This window comes from Enterococcus sp. (genome assembly GCF_022711995.1).
In the GTDB taxonomy this organism is placed as follows: Bacteria; Bacillota; Bacilli; order Lactobacillales; family Enterococcaceae; genus Enterococcus_D.
In genome coordinates, this window is sequence record NZ_JALAHI010000116.1 from 1 (window position 1) to 22,978 (window position 22,978).

Here is a 22,978-nt window from a genome sequence, read left to right on the forward strand (position 1 = left end):
GTATATAATTTTGTTGACAAAAATGTTTTAGCGGAGTATTCTTTGATTGTGAAAAAACTTACAAAAAACGCGGACAAACGACCGGTTTTTTAGAGCAAAGAAGGGATACAATGAGCCAGAGGGTTCTACGGGAAGAAACAAGGGTCATTTATCAAATGGGAACAACCATCACCTTAAAAGTCGCCCACGAAGATCCAGCATGGTTGTTAACAGAACTAGAAGGCCTGTTGCTTGACTATGAAGCACGGTTTAGCGCCAATGACGCAAACTCAGAATTAATGGCGGTGAATCATGCAGCTGGTCAACATCCTGTGGTCGTCGATCCAGAACTTTTTGAACTGATCAAAATCGGCAAAGATCATAGTTGTGCAGCAGACAGCCAGTTGAACATTGCCATCGGACCGCTTGTTCAGAAATGGCGGATCGGATTTACAGATGCAAAAGTCCTCACACCCTCAGAAGTAAATACACTGCTACCTTTGACCGATCCACAGCAAATACATCTGAATGAGCAAGAGCAAAGTGTTTTCTTAGCAAAGAAGGGGATGCTGATTGATCTCGGTTCACTGGCTAAGGGTTACATTGCGGATAAATTGCGAATGTACTGTCAGCAGAATCAGGCGACCTATGTATTGATCAATTTAGGCGGAAATATCGTGACTTACGGATCGGCTCCTAACCACCAGGACGGTTTTTGGCGCATCGGCATTAGAGATCCCCAAGGAGCACGGCAACAGTCTCTTGAAATCATCAAAATCAAGGATGCTTCGCTTGTGACTTCTGGTATCTATGAACGCTATTTAAAGCAAGGCACCTCCGTTTACCACCATATCATCGATCCCAAAACAGGATTTCCAACGAAAAGCGACTTAGCAAGTCTAACCATTATTTCTCAGTCATCGTTGGAAGGAGAAATCTGGACCACTCGCTTATTCGGTCTATCACTCCCTCAGATAATGGCTCAACTAACGAATCAATCTGGCTTAGAAGGAATTCTTGTGACCAAGGAGAACCAAGTAATACACACATCAGGAATCAAAGAGAATGATTTGGAAAGGAATATTTAAAATGAAATTTATCGGCTTAGTAGGAACCAACTCATCACGATCAACGAATCGCGATCTTTTAAACTTCATGAAAAACTTTTTTGCCAGTGAAGCGGAGATCGAACTTGTCGAAATTACAGGTCTTCCTTTATTCAATAAACCAGAAGACCATGAGTTGCCAGAAAAAGTTAAAAGGATTGCAGAGAAAATTGAAGAGGCAGATGGCGTAATCATCAGCACACCGGAATACGACCATGCCGTGCCAGCTTCGTTGATCAATGCATTGAACTGGCTTTCTTATGGTATTTTTCCCTTTGTTGACAAGCCCGTTATGATTACAGGGGCATCTTATGGCACGCTAGGATCTTCTAGAGCGCAGGCTCACTTGCGGCAGATTTTAGATTCACCGGAATTAAAAGCACGGATCATGCCGAGTTCAGAATTTCTTTTGGGTCATTCATTACAAGCTTTTGATGAGCAAGGACGTTTGAAAGAAGAAGAGCAAGTAAAAAAATTGCGGGAACTATTTAGTGATTTCCTCTTGTTCGTGACGATCACAAGCCAGTTACAGCATGCCCATCAAGCCAATAAACGCGAAGCAGAAAATTTTTCTTGGGAAACCATTTAATTGCGATAGGAGATAGAAAAGATGAAATTAATCGGTATCGTCGGATCAACAGCAGAAGTTTCAACCAATCGAAAATTATTAAGATTTATCAAAAAACAGTTCAACGAACTTTTTACTTTGGAACTGGTCGAAATCAAAGATTTGCCATTATTCAATCAAGATGATGACCAAACGAACAGTCCAGCAATCCAACAACTGAATCGAAAAATCATTTTAGCTGATGGCGTGATCATTGCTACACCAGAACACAATCACACCGTGCCTGCTGGTTTGAAAAGTGTCTTAGAATGGTTGTCATTTAAGATCCATCCCCTTGAAAATAAACCCGTAATGGTGGTTGGGGCTTCTTATTATGATCAAGGAACTTCTCGATCACAGTTGCATTTGCGGCAAATTTTGGATGCCCCAGGGGTCAACGCACTTGTGATGCCAGGCAATGAGTTTTTACTAGGGAAGTCAAAAGAAGCGTTTGATGAAGAAGGCAATTTGATGGATCAACGAACGATTGATTTTCTGGGCAGCACATTAGCAAGCTTCGTCAAATTCATTAATGTGGTCTCTGCATTAGCTGGACCTAAACAATTGCCACCTGAAGATTTGCATGCGACTGGAAAGATTGCTACCACGGTGGAAGGTGTCGATATGTCTGATGATCAATGGCTTGAGAAAGCTGCAGAAGCCGTGGGGGCTGTTTCTGGAAATACCTATGTTCAGTTGAACCGGGGATTATTGACCGTCGATCAAATCAATTACTTTTTAGACTCAATGCCGATGGAGTTGACTTTTGCGGATAGCAATAATCAGTTCTTGTATTACAACTTACGTCAAGAAGCCAAGGACATGTTGGCAGCTCGTGTTCCCGGCCAAGTGGGCAATCCATTAGCAAACTGTCATCCTGAAAAATCATATAAAAATGTGGAATGGGTGATCCAACAACTTCGGAGTGGTGCTACGGATGCAGTTCGTGTTCATGTACCGAAACAGGTTCCAGAAAAATACATCGTCCATAATTACCAAGCCATGCACGATGAAAATGGCGAATATGCAGGGATCAACGAGTATATTCTAGATTTCAAACCGATTATTGAATGGTATTTGCAACAAACCGGTCAAAAATTGGTGGGAAACGAAGATGCTATCTCTAGTGCTTCTGTTCATGGAGAAAAAACAGACGCTGTCGCGAGTGCTTCTGTTCATGAAGAAAAAACAGATGCTGTTGCAAGTGCTTCTGTAAAAGACCAAACAGAATCAGCCAGTGCAGCGGATGCTGCACCTGCTGTTGCAGTCGATGCCGTCGCGAGTGCCTCTGTAAAATAAGCCCTCTAGCCAATCAGAAAAATCCGATTAGATCAAAACGAGCTGAAGCCATCATTTGGTGGATTCAGAATGTTTTGGTCTTTTTTACTGCCAGCCCTGTCCTTTTTGCTCTGTGGAAGGGGATGTCTTTTAAGATGAATCAAGAATGAAAAGATATTTTGCGGAAAATTTCTTGAAAAATTTGCATCTTTCTGTTTTCATTCCTATAATTGATTAGGAAGGTCGATTTCGCTGCTAGTCATTTGCACGTGGATGTCTCCAAGAATAAGCCTGCCCCGCTTTTTGCCACACCAATTTTTTTCATTAACGTTTGCCCAATCACACTCGTTCCTAAGAAGAATGCTCTAGGATAAATACAACAAAAATACCACAAGAGAGATACATAAAAAATTTGCCGGTCATAATGGCAAGAGGAGGAATGTCGTGATTTTAACTACGAAACTATTACGCCCATTAGGTTCTGGGATTGCAATGGCTGTGCCTTTGATTACTGGGATCCTAACAAAGGACCCGCTGATTTGTTCGGTAGGGGCCATGGGGGCATTTTCTTATTTGGCTTTTCAGCACCGTTCGTTCAGCTACAATATCAAAGCAATTCTTATTCATGGGGCTGCATTATTAAGTGCCTTTATCCTAGGCGCGGTTACGTCATTGATCCCATGGAGTGCCCCATTTATCATTGGCTGTTTATCATTTACCGCTTTTTTACTTTCCAAAATCTACCGTTTACCCAAGCCAGATTATTTCTTTGTCCTGATGCTGTATGCCACAGGATTCAATTTTCACCATCATGCCCAGAATATCACTGAATCATTATTCGCCATTCTTCATCAAAGTTCTTACCTCTTGTATGGCATAGTCGGCTCATTAGCAGCAGGGTTACTGATTTCTGCTGCCGAAAGATTGCCGTTTCGTTTACCTAAAGATCGTTTTCAGCAGCTTTCTCTTACTGACAAATATTACGTGGCACTGTATCACCAACCAGAAATGATTTTAAAAGCGCTGCATTTTTCAATGATTTTATTTATCGCTACGTATACTGGCTATTTATTAAGGGGAAGTAATGGGTACTGGATCTTGATCTCAGCCGCCGCAGTGCTGGCAGGGGAACATATGGAAAATATCAAAAAAAGAACGATTGGCAGGGTACTAGGTGGCCTTGTGGGGATCTTGCTAGGGTTCTTATTGATGGCGCTGGATCTGCCTTTAGAAGCGAAAGCGGCTATCTTGATTCTATTGAATGTGTTGACGGAGTATTTCATGCCCATCAATTATACGATCGCCAATTTCTTTACCAATCCGCAAGTCTTGTTATTGATGACCATCGGCAGTAGTTTTGTGCCGCTGCACTTGATTCCTTGGCGTTTTTCAGGCATTTTGATCGGTAGTTTATTGGCAATGGGCTTGATTTTTCTGATGGACTTTGCGTTAAAGCAGATCCAGCAAAGTATGATCTATCATAAAGAATGAGTGATTGGGCATCTCTCCATGAAGGACTGTGTTTTTGGCGCTGACTGCTCGGCTTTCTATCTGACTAGATTTCCATTATGATAAAGAAGAGTACATGACACAAAAAAGCGAGGGAATCCAATGGAAGAGATTTTTGAAAAGTATCAGCGACTCTTAGCGATCGCGGATGCCGGTATTTATTATGGCAAAGATATTTATGATCAAGAGCGTTATGCAGAAATGAAAGAAATTGTTTTGGCACTAATGAGTCAATCAACGGGGGAATCCCTCCATGAGCTCAAACTTATGCTGGACACCAATGAAGGCTATCCAACACCAAAAGTGGATGTCCGGGCATTGATTCGTCAGGAAAATAAAGTCTTACTAGTGGAAGACATCCATACCAAAGAGTGGTCTTTACCTGGTGGCTATGCAGAAGTCGGGCTATCACCGAAAGAAAATGTTATTAAAGAAGTGTTGGAAGAAACTGGATTGGTAGTTGCAGTCGACAAGTTAGCGGCTGTATTTGACACCAATTTGCGGAAAGATATTCCGCAATTGTTTCAATATTATAAGTTCGTCTTTGCCTGTTCGATCCAAGCAGGTTCTTTTGTGACAAATAGCGAAACCTCTGCCAGTGGCTTTTTTGCCTTGGAAGAGTTGCCGCCGTTGTCAATAAAACGAACGACAGCAGAACAATTGAAAATCTTGATGTCAGAAAAACAAGTTTTTGTGGATTAAGCATTCACAGACAAAGTCGACAATCTAAACAAATAAGTCAGCGAAAGAAAACCTGGCCTTTTGGTATGTCAGGTAAGATTACTCGTTTCTGTAGAAAATCTGTAGAAACGAGTCTCCTTCTTTGGCTGCTTATTTTTGTTTCTGCCAGTACAGACTTTTTTTATTTTTGCTATTCCGGTGGTACAATCGAGAAGTACGAGGCATTTCTCAGGGAAAGAATTTGATTTTTGTCAGCTGCAGTGTTAATGAAAAACGTCCTGAAATTTTTTAGAAAAGTTTGTTTACTTGAAGAGGAAGTTGGTATATCATTGATTTCGTTGTTTCAATAATGATTCAGACAGCAGGAAAAAACGCTCTCTGAATAATGGAGGATTCAAAAAATGAAAAATGTGCTTCACTCGTATTTTGGGCTGGATGGACTCAACACCACCATCAAGCGAGAACTCTTGGCAGGGTTTACGACATTTATTTCGATGGCCTATATTCTTTTTGTCAATCCCACAGTGCTTGGCGCTTCGGGGATGGATGAAGGTGCCGTTTTTACCGCTACGGCATTAGCAAGTGCTTTGGGCTGTATTTTAATGGGGGTTTTGGCAAAATATCCGATTGCAACAGCTCCAGCATTAGGAATTAATGCCTTCTTTTCTTATTCCGTTTGTATCGGAATGGGTGTACCTTGGCAAACAGCACTAGCCGGTGTTTTTGTCGCTTCGCTGATTTTCATTGCAATCACGATTTTTAAACTGCGTGAAATGATCATTGATGCGATTCCTTCCGATTTAAAATATGCAATTTCTGGCGGGATTGGTTTGTTTATTGCTTTTCTTGGTCTGAGTGAAGGTGGGATCATTGTTTCTGATGATTCAACTTTGGTTGCATTAGGGTCACTTAGTGTAGGAACGACTTGGTTAACGATCTTTGGTTTGATCATCACAGCCGTGTTGATGGTTCGTCGAGTACCCGGTGGAATTTTCATCGGAATGGCCGCAACGACCATTCTCGGTTTAGTAACAGGTTTGATCCAAGCTCCAAGTTCGATCGTTTCGGCAGCACCAAGTATCTCGTCGACTTTTTTAGTTGCATTGAAGCATATCGGTGATATTAACACATTGCAAATGTGGGTCGTCGTATTGACTTTCTTATTGGTAACTTTCTTTGATACTGCCGGTACATTAGTTGGCTTAGCCAATCAAGCAGGTTTCATGAAAGACAATAAGATGCCTCGTGTGGGGAAAGCATTGGCTTCAGATTCGACAGCGATGTTGGCTGGATCATTACTAGGAACTTCTCCAGTAGGCGCATATGTGGAATCTTCAGCAGGGATCGCTGTCGGCGGACGTTCTGGTTTAACAGCTGTGACGACCGGGATTTTCTTCTTGTTTGGTCTTTTCTTTTCTCCACTTTTATCAGTAGTAACCTCTCAAGTCACAGCACCCGCACTGATCGTAGTTGGGGTATTGATGGCGCAATCACTAAGAGAAATCAAATGGCATGAAATGGAAATCGCGATTCCTTCTTTTCTGATTTTATTAGGCATGCCTTTGACTTATAGTATTTCTGACGGGATCGCGCTAGGTTTCATTTTCTATCCAATCACAATGATTGCGGCCAAACGTGGTAAAGAAGTCTCACCGATCATGTATGTACTATTCTTTGTCTTTATTGGTTTTATGTGGATCTTGAACGTTTGATCACGAGAAATAAACAGATGCTTGCTGGCTCTTTCATGAGTAGCAAGCGTCTTTTTTTGTGGCTTCCTGTCTTTTGATGAAGTGAACGACATCTGAAAGAGAATCAGTGCTTATTTTTGTTTCAGTTCTTGGTATAATAAAAGAAAAAGCAAAGTAGGGTGACTATGGTAACGGTAACGATTAAAGATATCGCTGAAAAAGCTGGGGTTGCGAAAAGCACCGTTTCCCGCTATTTGAATAACGGATATGTTAGCGAGCAAACCCGTAAAAAAATTGATGCAATTATTGAAGAGACCGGCTATCGGCCCAATACGTTTGCCCGTAGTTTAAAAGCACAAGACACAAAACTGCTGGGAGTGATCATTCCAAGGCTGGACTCGCCTTCCACCAACAGTGTCTTGGAGGGAATCGATGAAACAGCTAGAAAAAACGGTTATCAATTACTGATCACCAACTCCAATCAAAATGCACAGCGGGAATTAGAAAATATTGAGATGTTGGTCAAACAAAAAGTTGCTGGAATCATTATGTTGGCCAGAGAGATCACGAGTGAGTTGGCACAAGTCTTGCAACAATTGACCGTCCCTGTATTGATGCTAGGCCAACACCTACAAGGGATCCATTCGATTGTCCATGATGATTATCTGGCAGGAGAGAAACTGGCAGAGTATGCACTTGATCTCGGCCATCGCTCGTTTTTGTTTATCGGGGTGACAGAAAAAGACGAAGCAGTAGGGATCTTGAGAAAAAAAGGTTTTACCGATGTGGTCGCGCAAAGGGAAGGGACCAAAATGGCTTTTATCGAAACGTCTTTTTCCAGAAGTGAAACCTATCAAAAAGCGCGCTCGTTTCTGAAAAAAAATCAAGCAACCTTTTTAGCTTGTGCCACGGACAACATTGCTGTTGCGGTATTGAAAGCAGCCAACGAGTTAGGTTTAAAAGTACCAGAGGATTTCTCACTAAGTGGTTTTGGCGGCTATGACTCGACCGATTATGTCTTTCCCACCATTACGACTACTCACTACCCTTACCACCAGTTGGGCATCGATGCAGTGGAAACGATCCAGAAGTTGATCCAACAAGTTCAAGTGCCAGAATTGATCAAGTTGCCGAATCAACTGGTGATCAAACAATCAACGATACCCATAAAACAAATACCATAATGCTTCGTGAAAGGGACTGTGCCATAAGTCTCCGACAAGTAACACTATCCGAACCTTACCTTTTATTGCTCCTGCGGTGCAGGGACTCCTCGTCGCAAAAGTCCGAGGAATCCATCGCAATAGAATAGGCTTCGGTTTAACTTGTTGGAAGATGACTTATGTCAGAGTTCCTTTTATTGCTCCTGCGGTGCAGTGGCTCCTCGTCGCAAAAGTCTGAGGGATCTATCGCATTAGAATAGGGTTCGGTTTAACTTGTTGGAAGATGACTTATGTCATCGTCCCTTTTTTTTGATAAACGGGTTGATTTTGCAAACGGTTTCTGTTACTCTGTGTTTGTAGAACCGGTTCCACAAAATGAAGTGAGTTGAAATGGAGGAAAATTAAAATGAAAGATCAAATCATCATTGATCAGTTGCTCCAAGCAGTGGGTGGTAGGGAGAATGTCAAAAATTACGAGCATTGTGCCACTCGACTACGCATTATTTTGAAAGATGACTCGTTGCTAGACAAGCAAAAGGCAGAAAACATTTCTGAAAGCAAAGGCTATTTCTTTAATACAGGACAGCATCAATTTATTTTTGGTACAGGAAAGGTAAATGAAGTTTATGAGGCTTTTGCTCAAACAATGGGCAAAGAACAGCAAGCAAACTTTAAAGAAGATGTTTATTCCAATCTGACGCCGGTTCAGAAAGTTGTTCGTACTCTTTCTGATGTGTTGGTGCCATTGATTCCGGCATTAGTTACAACCGGACTTTTGATGGGGATCCGCGGTCTGCTAGTTGAATTAGGGGTTCCGTTTAGTGCGGACTGGTACGCGCTTTTTGAAATGCTAACGGATACGGCTTTTGCCTTCTTACCGGTATTGATTGCTTACAGCGCCACCAAAAAATTTGGCGGTAATCCGATCATCGGGATCGTTGTTGGGTTGATGCTGGTAGCACCTCAGTTACCCAATGCTTGGGTAGTTGCCAGTGGCGATGCACAGCCCCTTCACTTGTTCGGTCTTTCTATTTCAGGATACCAAGGTTCGATTTTTCCCGCAATTATTGTTGGTTGGCTTGTTTCCAAATTAGAAAAAGGTTTTAGAAAATTTGTGCCGCAAATGATGGATTTAGTCGTCACCCCATTTTTGACTATCGTAGTAACGCTGACATTAGTATTGTTTGCATTAGGGCCCATTTTGCAAGTTGCAGAAAAAGCAGTGATCAACGGCATTGTTTACCTCGTACAAGCGCCTTTTGGGATTGGCTATATCTTATATGCAGCGGTTCAGCAATTGATCGTTATTACTGGTCTGCATCACTCATTGAGCATCATCGAGCTTGGCTTATTGAATACTTCAGGAGAGAATGTTCTGCAAGTTTTGGGAACAGCGAGTATGGCAGGGCAATTTGGGGCAGCGATTGCAGCAGCTTTCCTTTACCGAAACAAAGTGAAACGTTCCAATGCCATTAGTGCAGCTGTACCAACCTTGTTCGGAATTACGGAACCCTTATTGTTTGGGATCAATCTTCGTTCCTTGCGCATTTTTGCTTCTGGCATGGTTGGCGGTGCGATTGGTGGCTTGATGACCTACATCTTCCAATTGGCAGCAACCGGAATGGGTATCACATTTATTCCTGGCTTGCTGTTGTATACGGGAGATTTCGGCGCCATGTTGAAATATATTGCAGTGATCCTGATAGCATTTAGTGTAGGCTTTGCCTGCGTTCAACTGCAGCGAAGAAAGATTTCTGCTGAATTGAATGAAGAAACCACGATGGAGGATGACCTTCAAACAGTAAGCGCAATAGAAACTGAATAGAAAATTGTCGAAAAGAAAGTAGGAGATGGATTTGTGTGCCAAAGAAACCGATCAAGAATTGGAGAAACAAGCGGAACTGAAAGCAAAGATCGCCCAAGACGACTGGCGACTGCACTTTCATTTGATGCCGGAAACCGGGTGGATGAATGATCCCAATGGACTTTGTCAGTTTAATGGAGTTTATCACTTCTATCACCAATATGTTCCTCTAAATCCTGAAGGAAAAGCAGCCCCTCATTGGGGGCATAAAACCTCAACTAATTTGGTAGATTTCAAAGAAGAAGCAATTTTTCTTTCACCGGAACATTCCTATGATCGAAATGGTGTATATTCTGGCAGTGCGATTGTAAAGGATGATCGGATCCATTTCTTTTATACCGGAAATGTGAAAAAAGAAGGGGACCATGATTATACTTTTAGTGGCAGAGAACAACATACGGTCCATGTAATCAGTGATGGGTATTCGATTGAAAAACAAGAAGTAGTGATCCCGCATGAAGCCTATCCTGCAGGGTTTACCGATCATATCAGGGATCCAAAAGTATTTGAAAAAGAGGGACATTATTATCTGATTTTAGGGGCTCGAACCCGGGAAAGCGAAGGAAAGATCTTGATTTATCAATCCGAGGATCTTTCCCAATGGAGGTATCGTGGGATATTTTTTGGGGATGATTATTCACTGGGCTATATGTGGGAATGTCCTGATTTCTTTCAACTTGACGGACAAGATATCCTCCTTTTTTCACCACAAGGAGTAGATCCACAGGCATATGCTTTCAATAATTTATACCAGTCTGGTTATTTATTAGGAGAAGTCGATTGGGAAAACCTGAAATTTAAGCCAACATCGGAGTTCATAGAATTGGATTGGGGCTTTGATTTCTATGCTCCGCAAACCTTCTTGGACCAAAAAGGACGTAGATTGTTATGGGGCTGGATGGGTCTAGGGGACACCAGCCCTGAATATTCGAATCCCACCGTTTCCCGAGGCTGGCAGCATGCGGCGACATTGCCGCGAGAATTGCGCTTCAACGGGCAACGATTGCTCCAACAACCCTTGCCAGAACAGCAAAAATTGCGGGGAAGGCATCTTTCTTGGAACGTCGAGTTAAAGGATACATTTGCCGCTCCGGAATTAGCTGGTGAGGTCTATGAACTGCAGGTGGAGCTAACCCAGCAGAGAGAAAAACTGCAGATTCGCTTGCGCCAAGACACGACCCTCTCTTATGATGGGCAAACTTTTTCGCTTTCTCATGGTCCTTCCGGCTATGGCCGAAAAAAGAGAAGCATTCAACTGCCAGAGCTACGACAGATCCACGTGTTCATGGACACTTCATCGATTGAAGTGTTCCTAAACGACGGCGAGTATACCTTTACTTCCAGACTATATCCGCAAAAAGAGCAAAATCAAATCGTCTTCTCAGGGGCTGGCAATTTGGCGATTCAACTGTGGCCCTTCTCAACCTAGCGAAAAAGTAGGAGCAACCAGCTAAGAAACGGGGAAAAAGAACATAGGAGTCAGCTAGTTCTGTATCGATTGAATCCATTGTTTAAGCTTTGTTTCATTGATGCGGTAGCCCCCGGATTCACGAGAAACACAATCCGTTTCTTTGAATGTTTTTAACGTGTAGGTCAAGTGACGATAACTGACCCCGAGATATTCCGCGGTTTCGGTCAGTTTTTCTTGATAAATTCCCGCGACAGCTACTTCCAAAAGCAAAAGTGCCAAGCGATAATTCAATTGGTAGGTCTGATTGATGGTAAAATGTTCCATCCGTCTAATTAATTTATCGCCAATATAACGACTGATCATTTTGACAAAACCAATGTCTTCCATCAACACTTGCTTGGCATGATCAATGGGGATCGCTAAACAAACCGTCGGACCGATGGCTAAAACTTCTTTGGTCGTCTTTTCCGCGGAGACTAAGGTCAAATCCCCAATGAAATCCTTGGGATGCAAAAATTGTAAGATCGATCGTTTGCCATTAGCTTGAGATTTAATGATCTTTGCTTTTCCTTGAAGAATCACGTACAAGTGGGTGATCATCCCGGCTTCTTCTTGAATGATTTCATTATGGGAAAATTCATAAATATACGATTGCTGCAATGTTTCAGTGGAAAAAGGCAAGTCCAATTGATGAAACTTTTTGGCAACAGGATAAAGGGTTCGTTTCATTTTTTTCTCTCTTTCTGGGAGATATCTCCTAGTTGTTTTTCTTAGCATACCACATAATGGAGGAACAACTGAAAGGAGTGCTCAAATGAAACGAACCCTTTTTTGGTCACTGGTCTTCTATGGTATTAGCGCATTAGGGATCAGCTTAACGATTAAAGCAGCAGTTGGTGTAAGCAGCTTTAATTCTTTGAATGTGTCACTATCTACAATCACAGGAATCAAAGTCGGAACCATTACAACAGCCATCAATTTGCTCTTCTTGGTGACTTGCTGGGGACTAGATCATGGTCACAAAAGCCGCTATCAGAAGTGGCGCAACTATTTGATTCTGGTGGTAGCATTGCTTTTCTTTGGTAATTTAGTCAATGGCATTTTGTATGGCGTACTACCTAAACTGACGTTGCCCAATCATGCGTCACAAATTCTATGTTTTACTGTCGGAACCTTGATTTCGGGACTGGCTACGGGACAAGTGTTGCGACTCAATCACTTGAAATTTCCGATTGAAAATTTTTGTCAACTGATGGCAGACAGAAGTCGTTTTTCCTTTAAACAGTACCGCTATGGAATCGATGTATTGTGTGTCCTTACATCAATCGGCCTTTCTACAGTTTTTTCATTTCCACTGGTTGTAAGAGAAGGAACGGTTATTAGCTTATTTTTGTTATCCGGTGCCATCTCATGGTCACGAGAACGGTCTTTTTCTGTCCGTTCTAAAAAACAAATCAGTCAGTGACAAGGTTCAACAACATTCATTCTCTCGGATGAATGTTGTTTGTTTTTTTATTAATATGTATAATTATGGTATAGTTAAAAAAATACTGAAAGTGATCTGAAAAACGTTCAAAAGCCGGTCAATGAGAAAGCGGGGATCGGAAAGGGGCGTTTTATCATCTGAATGTGAAGTAAGGTATCGGGCTATGCTATCGAAATTACTCAAAAAGAGGTGGAGACTTGAAGAAACTACTTTTTCTTTTGGCTGTTATTATCTGGAAAGGGATAACCATACACGGTATTCCTTCTTCTTATGCAAAGTTTTTAATGAGCTATCATGAATTAGGCGCCAAGCTATTGCTGCTTTTTTTCTTTGTGCTCCTTTTTTACAGGTATTTACTGGATCGTTTAAAAGAACTGAAGGTTCTCTCATTGATAAAAATAGGCTTGCTGGCACCTACAGCGATTATTTTATCCACGGTTATCTTCAACCTGATTGCCTTTCCGGGTGAGCGTTCAATGATTTTTCATTATCCACCGTCTCAAAGATCGCTTCCTTTTCTTTTAGGTGCATTAGTAGTAGGCCCATTGTTCGAAGAAATGTTCTATCGCTACACGCTCATTTATACCGGCAGGAAAAAATGGTTGAGAATTCTTACGACATTGTGCAGTCTGTTGTGGTTCTCGATGGCACATATTGTTAATGCAAATGGTAAAATTTTTTTGTTAATACCGTACTTTATTATTGGGTTTTGGCTAACAATCGTCTATTTACGCAACAAAAATCTCTGGGAGTCAGTCTTTGCTCATATTGCTTATAATTCCTTGGTTGTCTTGCTAGCGATAATCAGGTGATCCGCTAGCAGAAAAAAAGCAATCAACGCCGCTTGATAACGACATTGATTGCTAGATGAACATTGATTTAGCGTTGATGTGACTGATTAAATGCAGCTACGCGTTCTTCATTGATTCGCAGGATCTCTTCTCCAGAGATGTTTTGGTCATTGATGATAAGATCGAAGTCGGGATTTTTTGGTTTGTACTGATTGGCGCCAAAGGCTACACTATTGGCAGGAATGTCCTTAGTGATAATGGCACCTGCTCCAATCACAGTATTTTCACCGATGATGACTGGGCCAAGAATTTTGGCACCATCTGCAACGATCACATTTTCTGCTAAGATAGGAGTACCCAGATTTTCCCAGGCATTCTGTTTTCGGTTAAAGCGCTGATTGGAACCAATCGTTACATTCTGGAAAATCACAACGTTGGCGCAAAGTTTTGCAGCAACAATTGTACAACCGCGAGCGTGATGGGCAAAGCGGACGCTTTGGTCCATTTCGCCACAACGAATCTCACAACCATAACGATATTCTAACAATTCAGCAGCTTTCTTTTGTTCTTCTTTGTCTTCAGAAAAACAGTTGATTTGGATTAATTCTTCAAAAGTCATTGTTTCCATGATTTCACCCTCATTCATTTTTGATTTTTTACAGAAAGTATGACAATGAACGATTGCAATTGCTGACCGGACAGGTACACCAGTTTAGCAAGCTTTTCTTGTCTCAATTGAGTTTTAGCAAGAGACTGGTGTGAACTTCATAGTCAGCTGTGATCAGAAATTAGTCTGCTCTTTGAATCGAGATACCAACATGAGTAAGTTCTTCCCATTCATTGATCGTAAGAAGGCGGCCTTTGCAATACAGTTTATTTTCAGCTAAAACTAAAGGCAAACAGGCTAAATCTTCTTTCTGTAAAAGGTCCAGCACAAGTGGGTGATTGATGAACGGCAAAATACTCTCAGTCAAAACAGAACATTGGATGACGAGTGGTTCGCCATGGAGCTGTTCATAGGCTTGCAGCCAATATTCCGGTTGGGTTAAATTTTCATAAAATTTTGACTCTTCTGTTTCCTGCAATAAAAAAAGATCAATTTTGGGCATAGTCTATTTTCTGCCTTTCCTTTTGTTTTGATTCTTCTCGTTTCAGCAGAGTGAATAACACCGTGTATCAATCGCAACTCTGTTGTGAATGATACGCGGTGTTCTGCTATTCGTCAAGCAAACGACTATATAAAAAATCTTGGATCAATCAAAGAGGACACTTAAGGCAAAAACGCCTAGTCTTTTGATTGATCCGAGTGTTGTTTCTTGTTAAGAAAAGGGCTGAATTAGTTGGCTAAGAAACTGAAGTCCGTCAATTCATCATAAGTGTAAGCTTGATCAATTTGTCCTTTGTCTTTAGTCCAAGCAACGATTTTGTCTAGTTGGTCCTGTGGGACTTTGGCAGCATAAGGATAGTCTTCTTTTTGACTATCTAAGTAGGTACTCATGGCATCTGGGAACTGATAATCTGCTAAGATATCTGCATATTCAGAAGCTTTGTGGGTGTTCATATAATCGATTGCTCGATCGTAAGCTTGATAAAATGCGGCAATATCTTGAGGACGATCTTTTACCACGTCAGTCATAAATTGCAAGGTACCACCTTTGATGCCAGCTTCTTTGGAACTGCCTAGTACGACTGCCCCTTGAGCAGCCAACATACTCGCTTGTGGTTCTGTATAGACAGCGCCATCGACTTGATCACTTAATAGGGCTTCGGAGCGGGCAGCAAAGGAAGCAATATCAACGACTTGATAAGTGAAATCATTTTCTGCAGCAAATTGGTCCATGATGTATTCTAAAATGAAGTTCGGTACAAGCGTGATTTTTTTATCAGCCAATCCTTTCATGTCCGTGATGCCTGAATTTGGTGATGCTAAGATTTTGAAATCTTCTAAAATGTCTGAAGTGATCGTCATATCGATGCCATTTTGTTTAAAAGTTGCTTCCGTCATCACATCACTGATAGTTGCATCCAATTCTTTTGCTTGGACAGCGACATTGCGATCGTTCGGAGAAGTAAAGGATTTGATCTCTACATTTAAACCTAAATCGTTAAAATAGCCTTCTTCTTTTGCCAAAATAATCGGGATCGCAGATTCTGCTGGCAAGATACCCACATTCAACGTTTGATCCGTCACTTTAGCTGTTGTCGCAGAGGTGTCAGTTGTCTTAGTTTCTGAAGTGGAATCTGCATTATTTCCGCAAGCAGCAACTCCTAAAGCCAATATTGATAAGCAAGTGAATAAAAGGGTTTTTTTCATTTTTCGTTCCTCTTTCTTATTTATTCCCTGAAGGAATGTTCTTAATGGGTCTTTTTGAATAATTCTTCAAAAGATGTCTTATCCAGTGAGAAGGGAATGATGTCTCTTCGTAATTCCATAGGTGGGGTTTCTAGGGTGTTGAACCCTGGAATCGTCGTGAATGACAAGACAAAATCTTTCGCTTCTAGTGTTTTGATCGTCTGTTGATCATAGAAACCAAAGGGATAAGCAAAAACATCTTGTATAGCTACAGTTTGATTGCAACGATCTAAGTCAGCCGCAAACTTATCTGCTGATTCCCACATCGAACGACCCATCATTCCTTTTCGTTCGTGAAAGTGTGTCGTATGATTGGCGTATTCAAAAACATCCTTCATCTCGTCCAAATCAGAGAGACTCAATGTTTTTGAGACAGCAGGTTGGTAAGGACTAGGATCAGCAAACAACCAACCACTGACAACAAATGCAGTTGCTTTGAAGCCGGCTTCTTTCAAGATGGGGTAAGCATATTCCTTCATTGACTGGTAGCAGTCATCAAAGGTCAATAAAATCGCTTTTTCCGGCAAGGGTTTCTTTTGAAGGTAGTAGTCTTTGACTTCCTTCAGAGTCAGTGTGTGAAAATTTTCTGCTTTCAAAAAGTCAATTTGTTGTTTAAAATGAGAACAGCTGTTGAATAACGGCAATGGAAGAGCATCTTGATAGCCATCGGCAACTTCGATGGGGCGTGGTTGATCACTTAGCTCATTTTCCGGCCGTATTTCATGAAATACAAGTGTACGGAACATCAAATGCATCCCTTTCTATTTTTTTTCGCAACAATCAGTATAGCATAGAATGTGAAAGAGGGAACAATTATTTTTAGAATGAAGGAGCTATTTTATGGCGATCAATTTGCAATCTGTCACTTTTTCTTTTCAAGATCGAGTAATCTTTAACAATCTGGATTTAACATTGGACAAAGGACATACCTACGTTGTTTTAGGGAAATCGGGCATTGGTAAAAGCACATTCCTCTCATTGGTGAAAGGTTGGCAGCAACCGCAATCCGGCCATATCGATTATGGGGAGAGCGATCCTTCTGAGATCGAATTGGTTTTTCAAGACTTGCGATTATTTCCTTGGCAAACCGTTTATCAAGCGGTAGAGATGCCTCTTCTTATTCAAAGAGTTCCAAAGGAGCAAAGAGAAAAAAGGGTTACCGCATGCTTGCAAGAACTCGAATTACCCTCTGTGAAAGAGCGATTTCCCAGTCAATTAAGTGGCGGCCAGAAGCAACGTATAGCCATGGCGAGAGGGTTGATTACGTCTCCAGCATTTTTATTACTGGATGAGCCGACTTCATCTTTGGATCAGGAAACCAAAGAACGGACGCAAACGATGATTTTATCTCAGCAGCAACGGCTGCAAAATGGCTTAGTGGTTGTGACCCATGATACCGAAGAAGCGGCTTATCTTGGGGAGACCATTTTATTCGTTCAAGATCAGCAAATACAACAAATCAAAAACCCGGTTTTTCACCAAGCTGATCGGCGAGATTCCCTGGATTTTTATGCTTTTTCATTAGCGCTGAAAAAAAAGATGAGAGGATCTGACAGATGAAAACTGGACGTTCATTTTTGTGGGGAGCGGTGTCGTTTCTATTATTATGGTGGGGAATCAGCTTGTTAGCGAATAATCGTTCCTTACCGGATCCTTATCAAACCTTTCAACGATTTTGGCAGTTGCGGGCAGAATTAGGCTTACATGCTGGGGCAAGTATGATTCGTGTCCTGATCTCACTGTTTTTTGCGTTGGTGATTGGTGTCCCACTAGGGATTTTACTTGGAAGAGCAAAAATCGCTGCAATCATTGATCCTCTCTTATATTTTTTATATCCGATTCCGAAGGTCGCTTTTTTACCAGTTTTCATGATCTTTTTTGGTTTAGGAAATGTCTCAAAAGTCATTTTGATTTTTTCAGTGATCGTCATCCAAGTAGTGGTATCAATTCGCGATGGTGTGAGAGGGATCCCTAGCACATACTTTCAAGTGATGCAAAATTACACGCAAAACCCGCTGTATCAAATCCGTTTCTTGATCTTGCCAGCAATCATGCCGGCCTTGTTTGCCAGTATGCGAGTCAGTATCGGTATTTCTCTTGCCTCCTTGTTCTTTGCCGAAAACTATAATACGACTTATGGGGTTGGCTATTTGATTTTAAGTGCTTGGTCAAAAATGGATTATCAACAAATGCTGTCAGGCATTGTCGTGATTGCATTGATGGGCTTTTTCTTCTTTGGTGTGGTGGATGCCTTAGAAAAATGGGTGTGTCGCTATCGCAGTTGATTATTTTCCCTCACTAAATCAAGCGTTTCATCTTGCTATTAAAGAATTACTCGCTCGCAGCGATCTAGTGGTTCTTTTCTTTTTGTGCCAAGTGAGGGGAGACAAATTTGGGAATGATAGTGTAAATGTGAACAATTTCGTATATAATAAAATCAACTGATTGAGAATTATTCTCATTAGAAAGAAGGATAAGAATGAGAGAAGTAGATTTTTCAAAAACCCTCTTTGATTTAGTAGTAGAACATCCGGAAATCAAAGAGATAATGAGCACACTTGGCTTTACCGCTATCAATAAACCCGGCATGCTCCAGACTGCTGGTCGCTATATGACGATTCCTAAAGGGGCACAGATGAAAAAAATCCCTTTAGAAAAAATCGTGCAAACCTTTGAAAACCAAGGTTTTCTTGTGAAAGGAATCGACAAATGAGAACAAAAGAACAAAGACAAGAACGAATCGTCGAAATTTTGAGCTTACTTCATCAAGGTGGCTCATTTGAAGAAGCCAAACGCTTATTCAATGAAGAGTTTGATGGTGTGGATGTCACTGAAATCACCTCAGCGGAAAAAGCGCTGATCCAAAGCGGCTTGGATCCTTCAGAAATCCAACGTCTATGCAACATTCATGCGGCAGTTTTCAAAGGATCGATCAACGAAATCCATCATTCAAATGAAGAATATGGACAACCAGGGCATCCAGTCCATACCCTCAAGCTAGAAAACCAAGTCTTGCAATCGTTATTGACGGACGAAATCGACGGCTTGCTCAAGAAAATCAAAGCCGGCGACTGGTCTCAAAAAAGCCGTCTGCAAGCAGCATTACAGGATCTATTGCAAATCGACAAGCATTACGCAAGAAAAGAAACGCTGATCTTTTCATATATGGAGAAATATGGCATCTCTGCTCCGCCGAAAGTCATGTGGGGAGTCGACGATGATATTCGCGAAATGATCAAAGATTTGAACCAGTATTTGGCAACGGAAAAAGCAGCATATAATCCTCTAGCTGAAAAATGGCAGGCAGTAAAATCTGAAATTGAAGAAATGATTTTTAAAGAAGAAGAAATCATGGTTCCTATGACATTGGATGTCTTCAGTTTAGCGGATTGGCAACGGATCGCGGAAGATAGCTTTGACATTGGGTTTGCTTATATTCCTGAACCATTGCCTTGGAAACCAAGCCAAGAGTCACTGGAGAAAGAATTGGAACGGGAGCCAGCTCGTCAATTGGCCATCAAACAAGCCCAAGAAACTACAGCTGGTATTGCCGCGGGACTTGGGTTTGAAGAATTCGCTGAACCGCCAGTGACAATGACTGCTCCCACGAACCAAACCATTGAATTTCCCACCGGTTCCTTGCAGCTGGAACAATTGATTGCTATGTTCCAAACATTGCCAGTCGATTTGACGTTTGTGGACAATGAAGATCGGGTACGCTTTTATTCTGAAGGGAAGAGTCGAGTCTTCCCCCGGACAAATTCAGTGATTGGTCGAGAAGTAGTGAATTGCCACCCCCCTAAAAGTATGCACATCGTTCAAAAAATCTTAGACGATTTTCGGTCAGACAAAAGAGAAACAGCTGATTTCTGGATTGACATGCGGGGACGAAAAATCTATATTCGCTATTTTGCGTTGAAAAATCCAACTGGGAAATATCTAGGCTGTCTGGAAGTCACCCAAGACATCACAGAGATCCAAAAGATCGAAGGACAAAGTCGCTTGTTAGATGAGGAATAAAAATGGGGGATTTACTCAACAAAACACATCCAAGCAGAAAAAAATGATAAAAACGCTTGCATGGAAATCAAATAAATAGTATAGTATAAACAATCAATTGGGTAGTTACTGATCATGCAGGCTATACCTTTTTACGTGTGTAAGGATCCTACACATGTATTAAGGTATAGCCTTTTTTCATTTTAAGGAGGTGAGAAACGTCTTGAAGATCAAAAAGATTCTAAATAATAATGCGGTTTTGGTCGGAAAAGATGGCAAAGATTTTATCTGGATCGGCACTGGGCTAGGCTTCAAAATGAAACCAGGACAAGCAGCAGACGAGTCGAAAATAGAGAAAGTGTTTGTACTGCATAAAAACAAAGCTTCTGAACGGTTTTTGACACTAATGGAATCAATTCCGATCAAGTATGTTTCCCTGGCAGATGATATAATTCTATTAGCTAAAAATGAACTACAGCACAAGTTAAGTGAAACATTGTATGTATCCTTAACCGATCATTTGTACCATTTGATTAAATTACACAAACAGGGAATGGGTATTCATAACCGTCTTTCATGGGAAATTAAGAAATTTTATCCAAAAGAATTTGATATAGGTAAAAAAGCTCTATCCTTGATCAAGGAAAAAACGGGTATTCTGTTCGAGGAAGAAGAAGCCGGGAATATTGCCATGCATTTGATTAATGCACAGCTGACGGATGAAATTGATCAGCCAGAAGATGTTCAACTAATTGCAAAGAAAATTAGAGATATTATTTCACTTATTCGTCTATCTAATCAGATTCAAATCAATGAAGATTCATTGGCGTTCGATCGTTTCATCACTCATCTACGCTTCTTCTTTCAGCGATTGACTACCCGTACTGAGATGAATAAGAAGAATCCATTGTTGGAACATATTCATATTCAATATCCAGCAGCTTATAAAACGATGATTCTAATTGAGCAGTATCTTAAAGTCTCTCTAAGCGATGATGAGAAGTTATACTTATCATTACACATTCAAAAATTAATAGAGAACGAGTAAAGGTTGTTACTGGTAAAGCAGGCAAGACTGATAGTTATTCCTTTGAAGGGAATAATTATTTGTCTTGCCTTTTTGATTATTAATAAGGGGATGAATAAAATGGCATACAAAGAATTAGTTGAGGAAATATTAAAATATGTGGGTGGAAAAGAAAATATTGCTGGTCTTACTCACTGCATTACTCGCCTACGTTTTAATTTAAAAGACGAATCGATTGCAGATACTGTGGCATTGAAAAAAACGAAAGGTGTTGTAACAGTAGTTCAAAGTGGTGGACAATATCAAGTAGTTATTGGAAACCATGTACCAGAAGTCTATCAAGAGTTTATTAACTATGCTGGATTATCAAACGAAGCCTCAGATGAAAGTCAACAAAAGAAGGGACCATTGGATGCTTTTATAGATGTCATTTCAGGAATTTTTACACCAGTATTGGGATTGTTGGCAGCTACTGGAATGATCAAAGGATTGAATGTTCTCTTTGTTTCTCTGGGATGGATTGAAAACACTTCAGGGACATATGCAATTTTGCAAGCAGCAGGTGATTGCTTCTTCTATTTTTTCCCAATTTTTCTTGGTTATACAGCAGCAAAAAAATTTGGTTTGAAGCAGTTTGTTGGTATGGCCATTGGGGCGGCACTCGTCTATCCCGCCTTATCGGGGCTAACTGCTAACGCAGAACCTCTATATACGTTATTTAGTGGAACGATTTTTGAATCACCTGTTTATGTAACTTTTTTGGGTATACCTGTTGTTCTAATGAGCTATAGTTCTAGCGTTATTCCAATTGTGATTGCAACTTTCTTTGGAGCAAAATTGGAAAAAATGATTACAAAATTAATTCCGAGCATTTTACGTAGTTTTTTAGTTCCTTTCTTAACAGTTTTAATTATGGTTCCTTTAACATTTATTGTAATTGGACCAATAGCCACATGGATCGGTAATATTTTAGGGGCCGCTGTATTAAGTATTTATCAATTTAGTCCGATTGTTGCCGGTATTGCTGTTGGCGCAGTTTGGCAAGTTCTTGTTATGTTTGGTCTTCATTGGGGGATTATTCCGATTGCTATCAACAATATTGGTGTGTTAGGGTACGATCCTGTAATGGTTTTAGGGCAAGCAACTCCATTTGCAACCGCTGGGGCAGTGTTGGCAGTTATTATCAAATCCAAAAATAATTCGGTTCGTGCTATCGGTATACCTGCTTTTATCTCTAGCCTTTTCGGTGTTTCAGAACCTTCGCTTTATGGAGTGACTTTGCCACGTAAGAAACCATTCATTGCAACATTGATTTCCTCTTCAATAGGAGGATTGATTATGGGGGCTTTCGGGACAAAGTCATTTATTATGGGAGGAATGGGGATTTTTAGTCTTCCAAATTATATTAGTCCTAGTGACGGAATCGGCAGTGGTCTTTATGGCTATGTACTTGCAATTAGTGTAGCATTTGCTCTATCGTTTATTTTAACTATCTCATTCATGTATGATCCTGCCGAAGATCGGAGAAATGCTGAAGCAGAAGAAAAAAAAGTAATATCAAAAGAAAATAATTTATTAACTGAAACGAAGATTGATATGCCTATCAAAGGAAAAATATTGGCATTAGCTGACGTTGAAGATGAAGCCTTTGCTTCTGGCTTACTAGGTAAGGGGGTTGCGATTGTTCCGAGTAATGGAGAAATCTATGCACCTTTTGATGCTACTGTAGAAACATTATTCCCAACTAATCATGCGATTGGTTTGAAGTCAACAGAAGGTATAGAATTACTGATCCATATCGGAATGGATACTGTAAACTTGAAAGGAGAATACTTTACATCATACGTAAAACAGGGACAGCAAGTCAAAAAAAGCGAATTGTTGCTTCGATTTGATAAAGATAAAATTCAATCCAAGGGATATTCAATCGTAACACCGGTCGTTGTAACAAATACAGATACTTATTTGGATGTAATCCCTGATGTTGTAAATAATGTTATTCAAGTGGTTAATTAAGTTGGGTTCCGTATGAT

At 40.8% G+C, this 22,978-nt stretch carries 22 protein-coding genes; 17 read left to right on the plus strand and 5 right to left on the minus strand.

The window, feature by feature from the left end:
• Positions 1 to 110 precede the first annotated feature (110 nt).
• The 9 genes from Q0A12_RS11385 to Q0A12_RS11425 all read left to right on the plus strand — a co-directional run bounded on the left by Q0A12_RS11385 (position 111) and on the right by Q0A12_RS11425 (position 11,307).
• Complete coding sequence (locus tag Q0A12_RS11385) at positions 111 to 1,067, plus strand: FAD:protein FMN transferase (protein ID WP_291292765.1); 957 nt, start codon at positions 111 to 113, stop codon at positions 1,065 to 1,067.
• A 1-nt stretch (position 1,068) separates the two neighbouring features.
• Positions 1,069 to 1,674, plus strand: coding sequence for an NADPH-dependent FMN reductase (locus Q0A12_RS11390; protein WP_291292766.1), 606 nt, complete (start codon positions 1,069 to 1,071; stop codon positions 1,672 to 1,674).
• A gap of 21 nt (positions 1,675 to 1,695) precedes the next feature.
• Positions 1,696 to 2,991, plus strand: coding sequence for an NAD(P)H-dependent oxidoreductase (locus tag Q0A12_RS11395; RefSeq protein ID WP_291292767.1), 1,296 nt, complete (start codon positions 1,696 to 1,698; stop codon positions 2,989 to 2,991).
• Between the two features lie 471 nt (positions 2,992 to 3,462).
• Positions 3,463 to 4,461: an FUSC family protein gene (locus Q0A12_RS11400; protein ID WP_366031324.1), complete on the plus strand. Its 999-nt coding sequence runs from the start codon at positions 3,463 to 3,465 to the stop codon at positions 4,459 to 4,461.
• Between the two features lie 120 nt (positions 4,462 to 4,581).
• Entirely contained in the window at positions 4,582 to 5,181 is a 600-nt protein-coding gene (locus Q0A12_RS11405; protein WP_291292769.1) for an NUDIX hydrolase, read from the plus strand.
• A gap of 380 nt (positions 5,182 to 5,561) precedes the next feature.
• Positions 5,562 to 6,872 carry an NCS2 family permease gene (locus tag Q0A12_RS11410; RefSeq protein ID WP_291292770.1) on the plus strand — a complete coding sequence of 437 codons (1,311 nt, stop codon included), beginning with the start codon at positions 5,562 to 5,564 and terminating at the stop codon, positions 6,870 to 6,872.
• Positions 6,873 to 7,036: 164 nt separating this feature from the next.
• Positions 7,037 to 8,035, plus strand: a complete 999-nt coding sequence (locus Q0A12_RS11415) for a LacI family DNA-binding transcriptional regulator (RefSeq protein ID WP_291292771.1) — start codon at positions 7,037 to 7,039, stop codon at positions 8,033 to 8,035.
• A gap of 385 nt (positions 8,036 to 8,420) precedes the next feature.
• Positions 8,421 to 9,839, plus strand: a complete 1,419-nt coding sequence (locus Q0A12_RS11420; protein WP_291292772.1) for a PTS transporter subunit EIIC — start codon at positions 8,421 to 8,423, stop codon at positions 9,837 to 9,839.
• Positions 9,840 to 9,864: 25 nt separating this feature from the next.
• Positions 9,865 to 11,307 carry a sucrose-6-phosphate hydrolase gene (locus Q0A12_RS11425; protein ID WP_291292773.1) on the plus strand — a complete coding sequence of 481 codons (1,443 nt, stop codon included), beginning with the start codon at positions 9,865 to 9,867 and terminating at the stop codon, positions 11,305 to 11,307.
• Between the two features lie 54 nt (positions 11,308 to 11,361).
• Here the strand turns inward: Q0A12_RS11425 and Q0A12_RS11430 are convergent, their stop codons facing one another.
• The gene (locus tag Q0A12_RS11430; protein WP_291292774.1) at positions 11,362 to 12,018 is read right to left on the minus strand and encodes a cyclic nucleotide-binding domain-containing protein; all 657 of its coding nucleotides are present in this window, start codon (positions 12,016 to 12,018) and stop codon (positions 11,362 to 11,364) included.
• 85 nt (positions 12,019 to 12,103) lie between these two features.
• On the opposite strand from Q0A12_RS11430, the gene Q0A12_RS11435 reads away from it, so the two are divergent.
• Positions 12,104 to 12,754, plus strand: coding sequence for a hypothetical protein (locus Q0A12_RS11435; protein WP_291292775.1), 651 nt, complete (start codon positions 12,104 to 12,106; stop codon positions 12,752 to 12,754).
• 218 nt (positions 12,755 to 12,972) lie between these two features.
• Positions 12,973 to 13,587, plus strand: a complete 615-nt coding sequence (locus tag Q0A12_RS11440; protein WP_291292776.1) for a type II CAAX endopeptidase family protein — start codon at positions 12,973 to 12,975, stop codon at positions 13,585 to 13,587.
• Between the two features lie 67 nt (positions 13,588 to 13,654).
• Here Q0A12_RS11440 and Q0A12_RS11445 read toward each other — a convergent pair whose 3' ends face one another.
• The 4 genes from Q0A12_RS11445 to Q0A12_RS11460 all read right to left on the minus strand — a co-directional run bounded on the left by Q0A12_RS11445 (position 13,655) and on the right by Q0A12_RS11460 (position 16,665).
• Positions 13,655 to 14,194, minus strand: coding sequence for a serine acetyltransferase (locus tag Q0A12_RS11445; RefSeq protein WP_291292777.1), 540 nt, complete (start codon positions 14,192 to 14,194; stop codon positions 13,655 to 13,657).
• Positions 14,195 to 14,354: 160 nt separating this feature from the next.
• Positions 14,355 to 14,675, minus strand: coding sequence for an arsenic metallochaperone ArsD family protein (locus Q0A12_RS11450; protein WP_291292778.1), 321 nt, complete (start codon positions 14,673 to 14,675; stop codon positions 14,355 to 14,357).
• A 227-nt stretch (positions 14,676 to 14,902) separates the two neighbouring features.
• Positions 14,903 to 15,880, minus strand: coding sequence for an ABC transporter substrate-binding protein (locus Q0A12_RS11455; RefSeq protein ID WP_291292779.1), 978 nt, complete (start codon positions 15,878 to 15,880; stop codon positions 14,903 to 14,905).
• 41 nt (positions 15,881 to 15,921) lie between these two features.
• Positions 15,922 to 16,665: a polysaccharide deacetylase family protein gene (locus Q0A12_RS11460; RefSeq protein ID WP_291292780.1), complete on the minus strand. Its 744-nt coding sequence runs from the start codon at positions 16,663 to 16,665 to the stop codon at positions 15,922 to 15,924.
• A gap of 94 nt (positions 16,666 to 16,759) precedes the next feature.
• On the opposite strand from Q0A12_RS11460, the gene Q0A12_RS11465 reads away from it, so the two are divergent.
• From Q0A12_RS11465 to Q0A12_RS11490, 6 genes are all read left to right on the plus strand, one after another.
• Positions 16,760 to 17,479: an ATP-binding cassette domain-containing protein gene (locus Q0A12_RS11465; protein ID WP_291292781.1), complete on the plus strand. Its 720-nt coding sequence runs from the start codon at positions 16,760 to 16,762 to the stop codon at positions 17,477 to 17,479.
• On the plus strand, positions 17,476 to 18,204 hold the full coding sequence (locus Q0A12_RS11470; RefSeq protein WP_291292782.1) for an ABC transporter permease: 729 nt from the start codon (positions 17,476 to 17,478) through the stop codon (positions 18,202 to 18,204). The genes Q0A12_RS11465 and Q0A12_RS11470 overlap by 4 nt, the downstream gene beginning before the upstream one ends.
• A gap of 194 nt (positions 18,205 to 18,398) precedes the next feature.
• Entirely contained in the window at positions 18,399 to 18,632 is a 234-nt protein-coding gene (locus Q0A12_RS11475) for a DUF1858 domain-containing protein (protein WP_291292783.1), read from the plus strand.
• Positions 18,629 to 19,939 (plus strand): DUF438 domain-containing protein, encoded by a 1,311-nt coding sequence (locus Q0A12_RS11480; protein WP_291292784.1) that lies wholly within the window; start codon positions 18,629 to 18,631, stop codon positions 19,937 to 19,939. The genes Q0A12_RS11475 and Q0A12_RS11480 overlap by 4 nt, the downstream gene beginning before the upstream one ends.
• 202 nt (positions 19,940 to 20,141) lie before the next feature.
• Complete coding sequence (locus Q0A12_RS11485; RefSeq protein WP_291292785.1) at positions 20,142 to 20,966, plus strand: PRD domain-containing protein; 825 nt, start codon at positions 20,142 to 20,144, stop codon at positions 20,964 to 20,966.
• Between the two features lie 99 nt (positions 20,967 to 21,065).
• The gene (locus Q0A12_RS11490) at positions 21,066 to 22,961 is read left to right on the plus strand and encodes a beta-glucoside-specific PTS transporter subunit IIABC (RefSeq protein WP_291292786.1); all 1,896 of its coding nucleotides are present in this window, start codon (positions 21,066 to 21,068) and stop codon (positions 22,959 to 22,961) included.
• The last annotated feature ends 17 nt before the right edge of the window (positions 22,962 to 22,978 follow it).

Coding starts and splice junctions, on each gene's coding strand:
- Q0A12_RS11385 (WP_291292765.1), top strand. CDS start 111: ATGAGCCAGAGGGTTCTACGGGAAGAAACAAGGGTCATTTATCAAATG.
- Q0A12_RS11390 (WP_291292766.1), top strand. CDS start 1,069: ATGAAATTTATCGGCTTAGTAGGAACCAACTCATCACGATCAACGAAT.
- Q0A12_RS11395 (WP_291292767.1), top strand. CDS start 1,696: ATGAAATTAATCGGTATCGTCGGATCAACAGCAGAAGTTTCAACCAAT.
- Q0A12_RS11400 (WP_366031324.1), top strand. CDS start 3,463: ATGGCTGTGCCTTTGATTACTGGGATCCTAACAAAGGACCCGCTGATT.
- Q0A12_RS11405 (WP_291292769.1), top strand. CDS start 4,582: ATGGAAGAGATTTTTGAAAAGTATCAGCGACTCTTAGCGATCGCGGAT.
- Q0A12_RS11410 (WP_291292770.1), top strand. CDS start 5,562: ATGAAAAATGTGCTTCACTCGTATTTTGGGCTGGATGGACTCAACACC.
- Q0A12_RS11415 (WP_291292771.1), top strand. CDS start 7,037: ATGGTAACGGTAACGATTAAAGATATCGCTGAAAAAGCTGGGGTTGCG.
- Q0A12_RS11420 (WP_291292772.1), top strand. CDS start 8,421: ATGAAAGATCAAATCATCATTGATCAGTTGCTCCAAGCAGTGGGTGGT.
- Q0A12_RS11425 (WP_291292773.1), top strand. CDS start 9,865: ATGGATTTGTGTGCCAAAGAAACCGATCAAGAATTGGAGAAACAAGCG.
- Q0A12_RS11430 (WP_291292774.1), bottom strand. CDS start 12,018: ATGAAACGAACCCTTTATCCTGTTGCCAAAAAGTTTCATCAATTGGAC.
- Q0A12_RS11435 (WP_291292775.1), top strand. CDS start 12,104: ATGAAACGAACCCTTTTTTGGTCACTGGTCTTCTATGGTATTAGCGCA.
- Q0A12_RS11445 (WP_291292777.1), bottom strand. CDS start 14,194: ATGGAAACAATGACTTTTGAAGAATTAATCCAAATCAACTGTTTTTCT.
- Q0A12_RS11450 (WP_291292778.1), bottom strand. CDS start 14,675: ATGCCCAAAATTGATCTTTTTTTATTGCAGGAAACAGAAGAGTCAAAA.
- Q0A12_RS11455 (WP_291292779.1), bottom strand. CDS start 15,880: ATGAAAAAAACCCTTTTATTCACTTGCTTATCAATATTGGCTTTAGGA.
- Q0A12_RS11460 (WP_291292780.1), bottom strand. CDS start 16,665: ATGTTCCGTACACTTGTATTTCATGAAATACGGCCGGAAAATGAGCTA.
- Q0A12_RS11465 (WP_291292781.1), top strand. CDS start 16,760: ATGGCGATCAATTTGCAATCTGTCACTTTTTCTTTTCAAGATCGAGTA.
- Q0A12_RS11470 (WP_291292782.1), top strand. CDS start 17,476: ATGAAAACTGGACGTTCATTTTTGTGGGGAGCGGTGTCGTTTCTATTA.
- Q0A12_RS11475 (WP_291292783.1), top strand. CDS start 18,399: ATGAGAGAAGTAGATTTTTCAAAAACCCTCTTTGATTTAGTAGTAGAA.
- Q0A12_RS11480 (WP_291292784.1), top strand. CDS start 18,629: ATGAGAACAAAAGAACAAAGACAAGAACGAATCGTCGAAATTTTGAGC.
- Q0A12_RS11490 (WP_291292786.1), top strand. CDS start 21,066: ATGGCATACAAAGAATTAGTTGAGGAAATATTAAAATATGTGGGTGGA.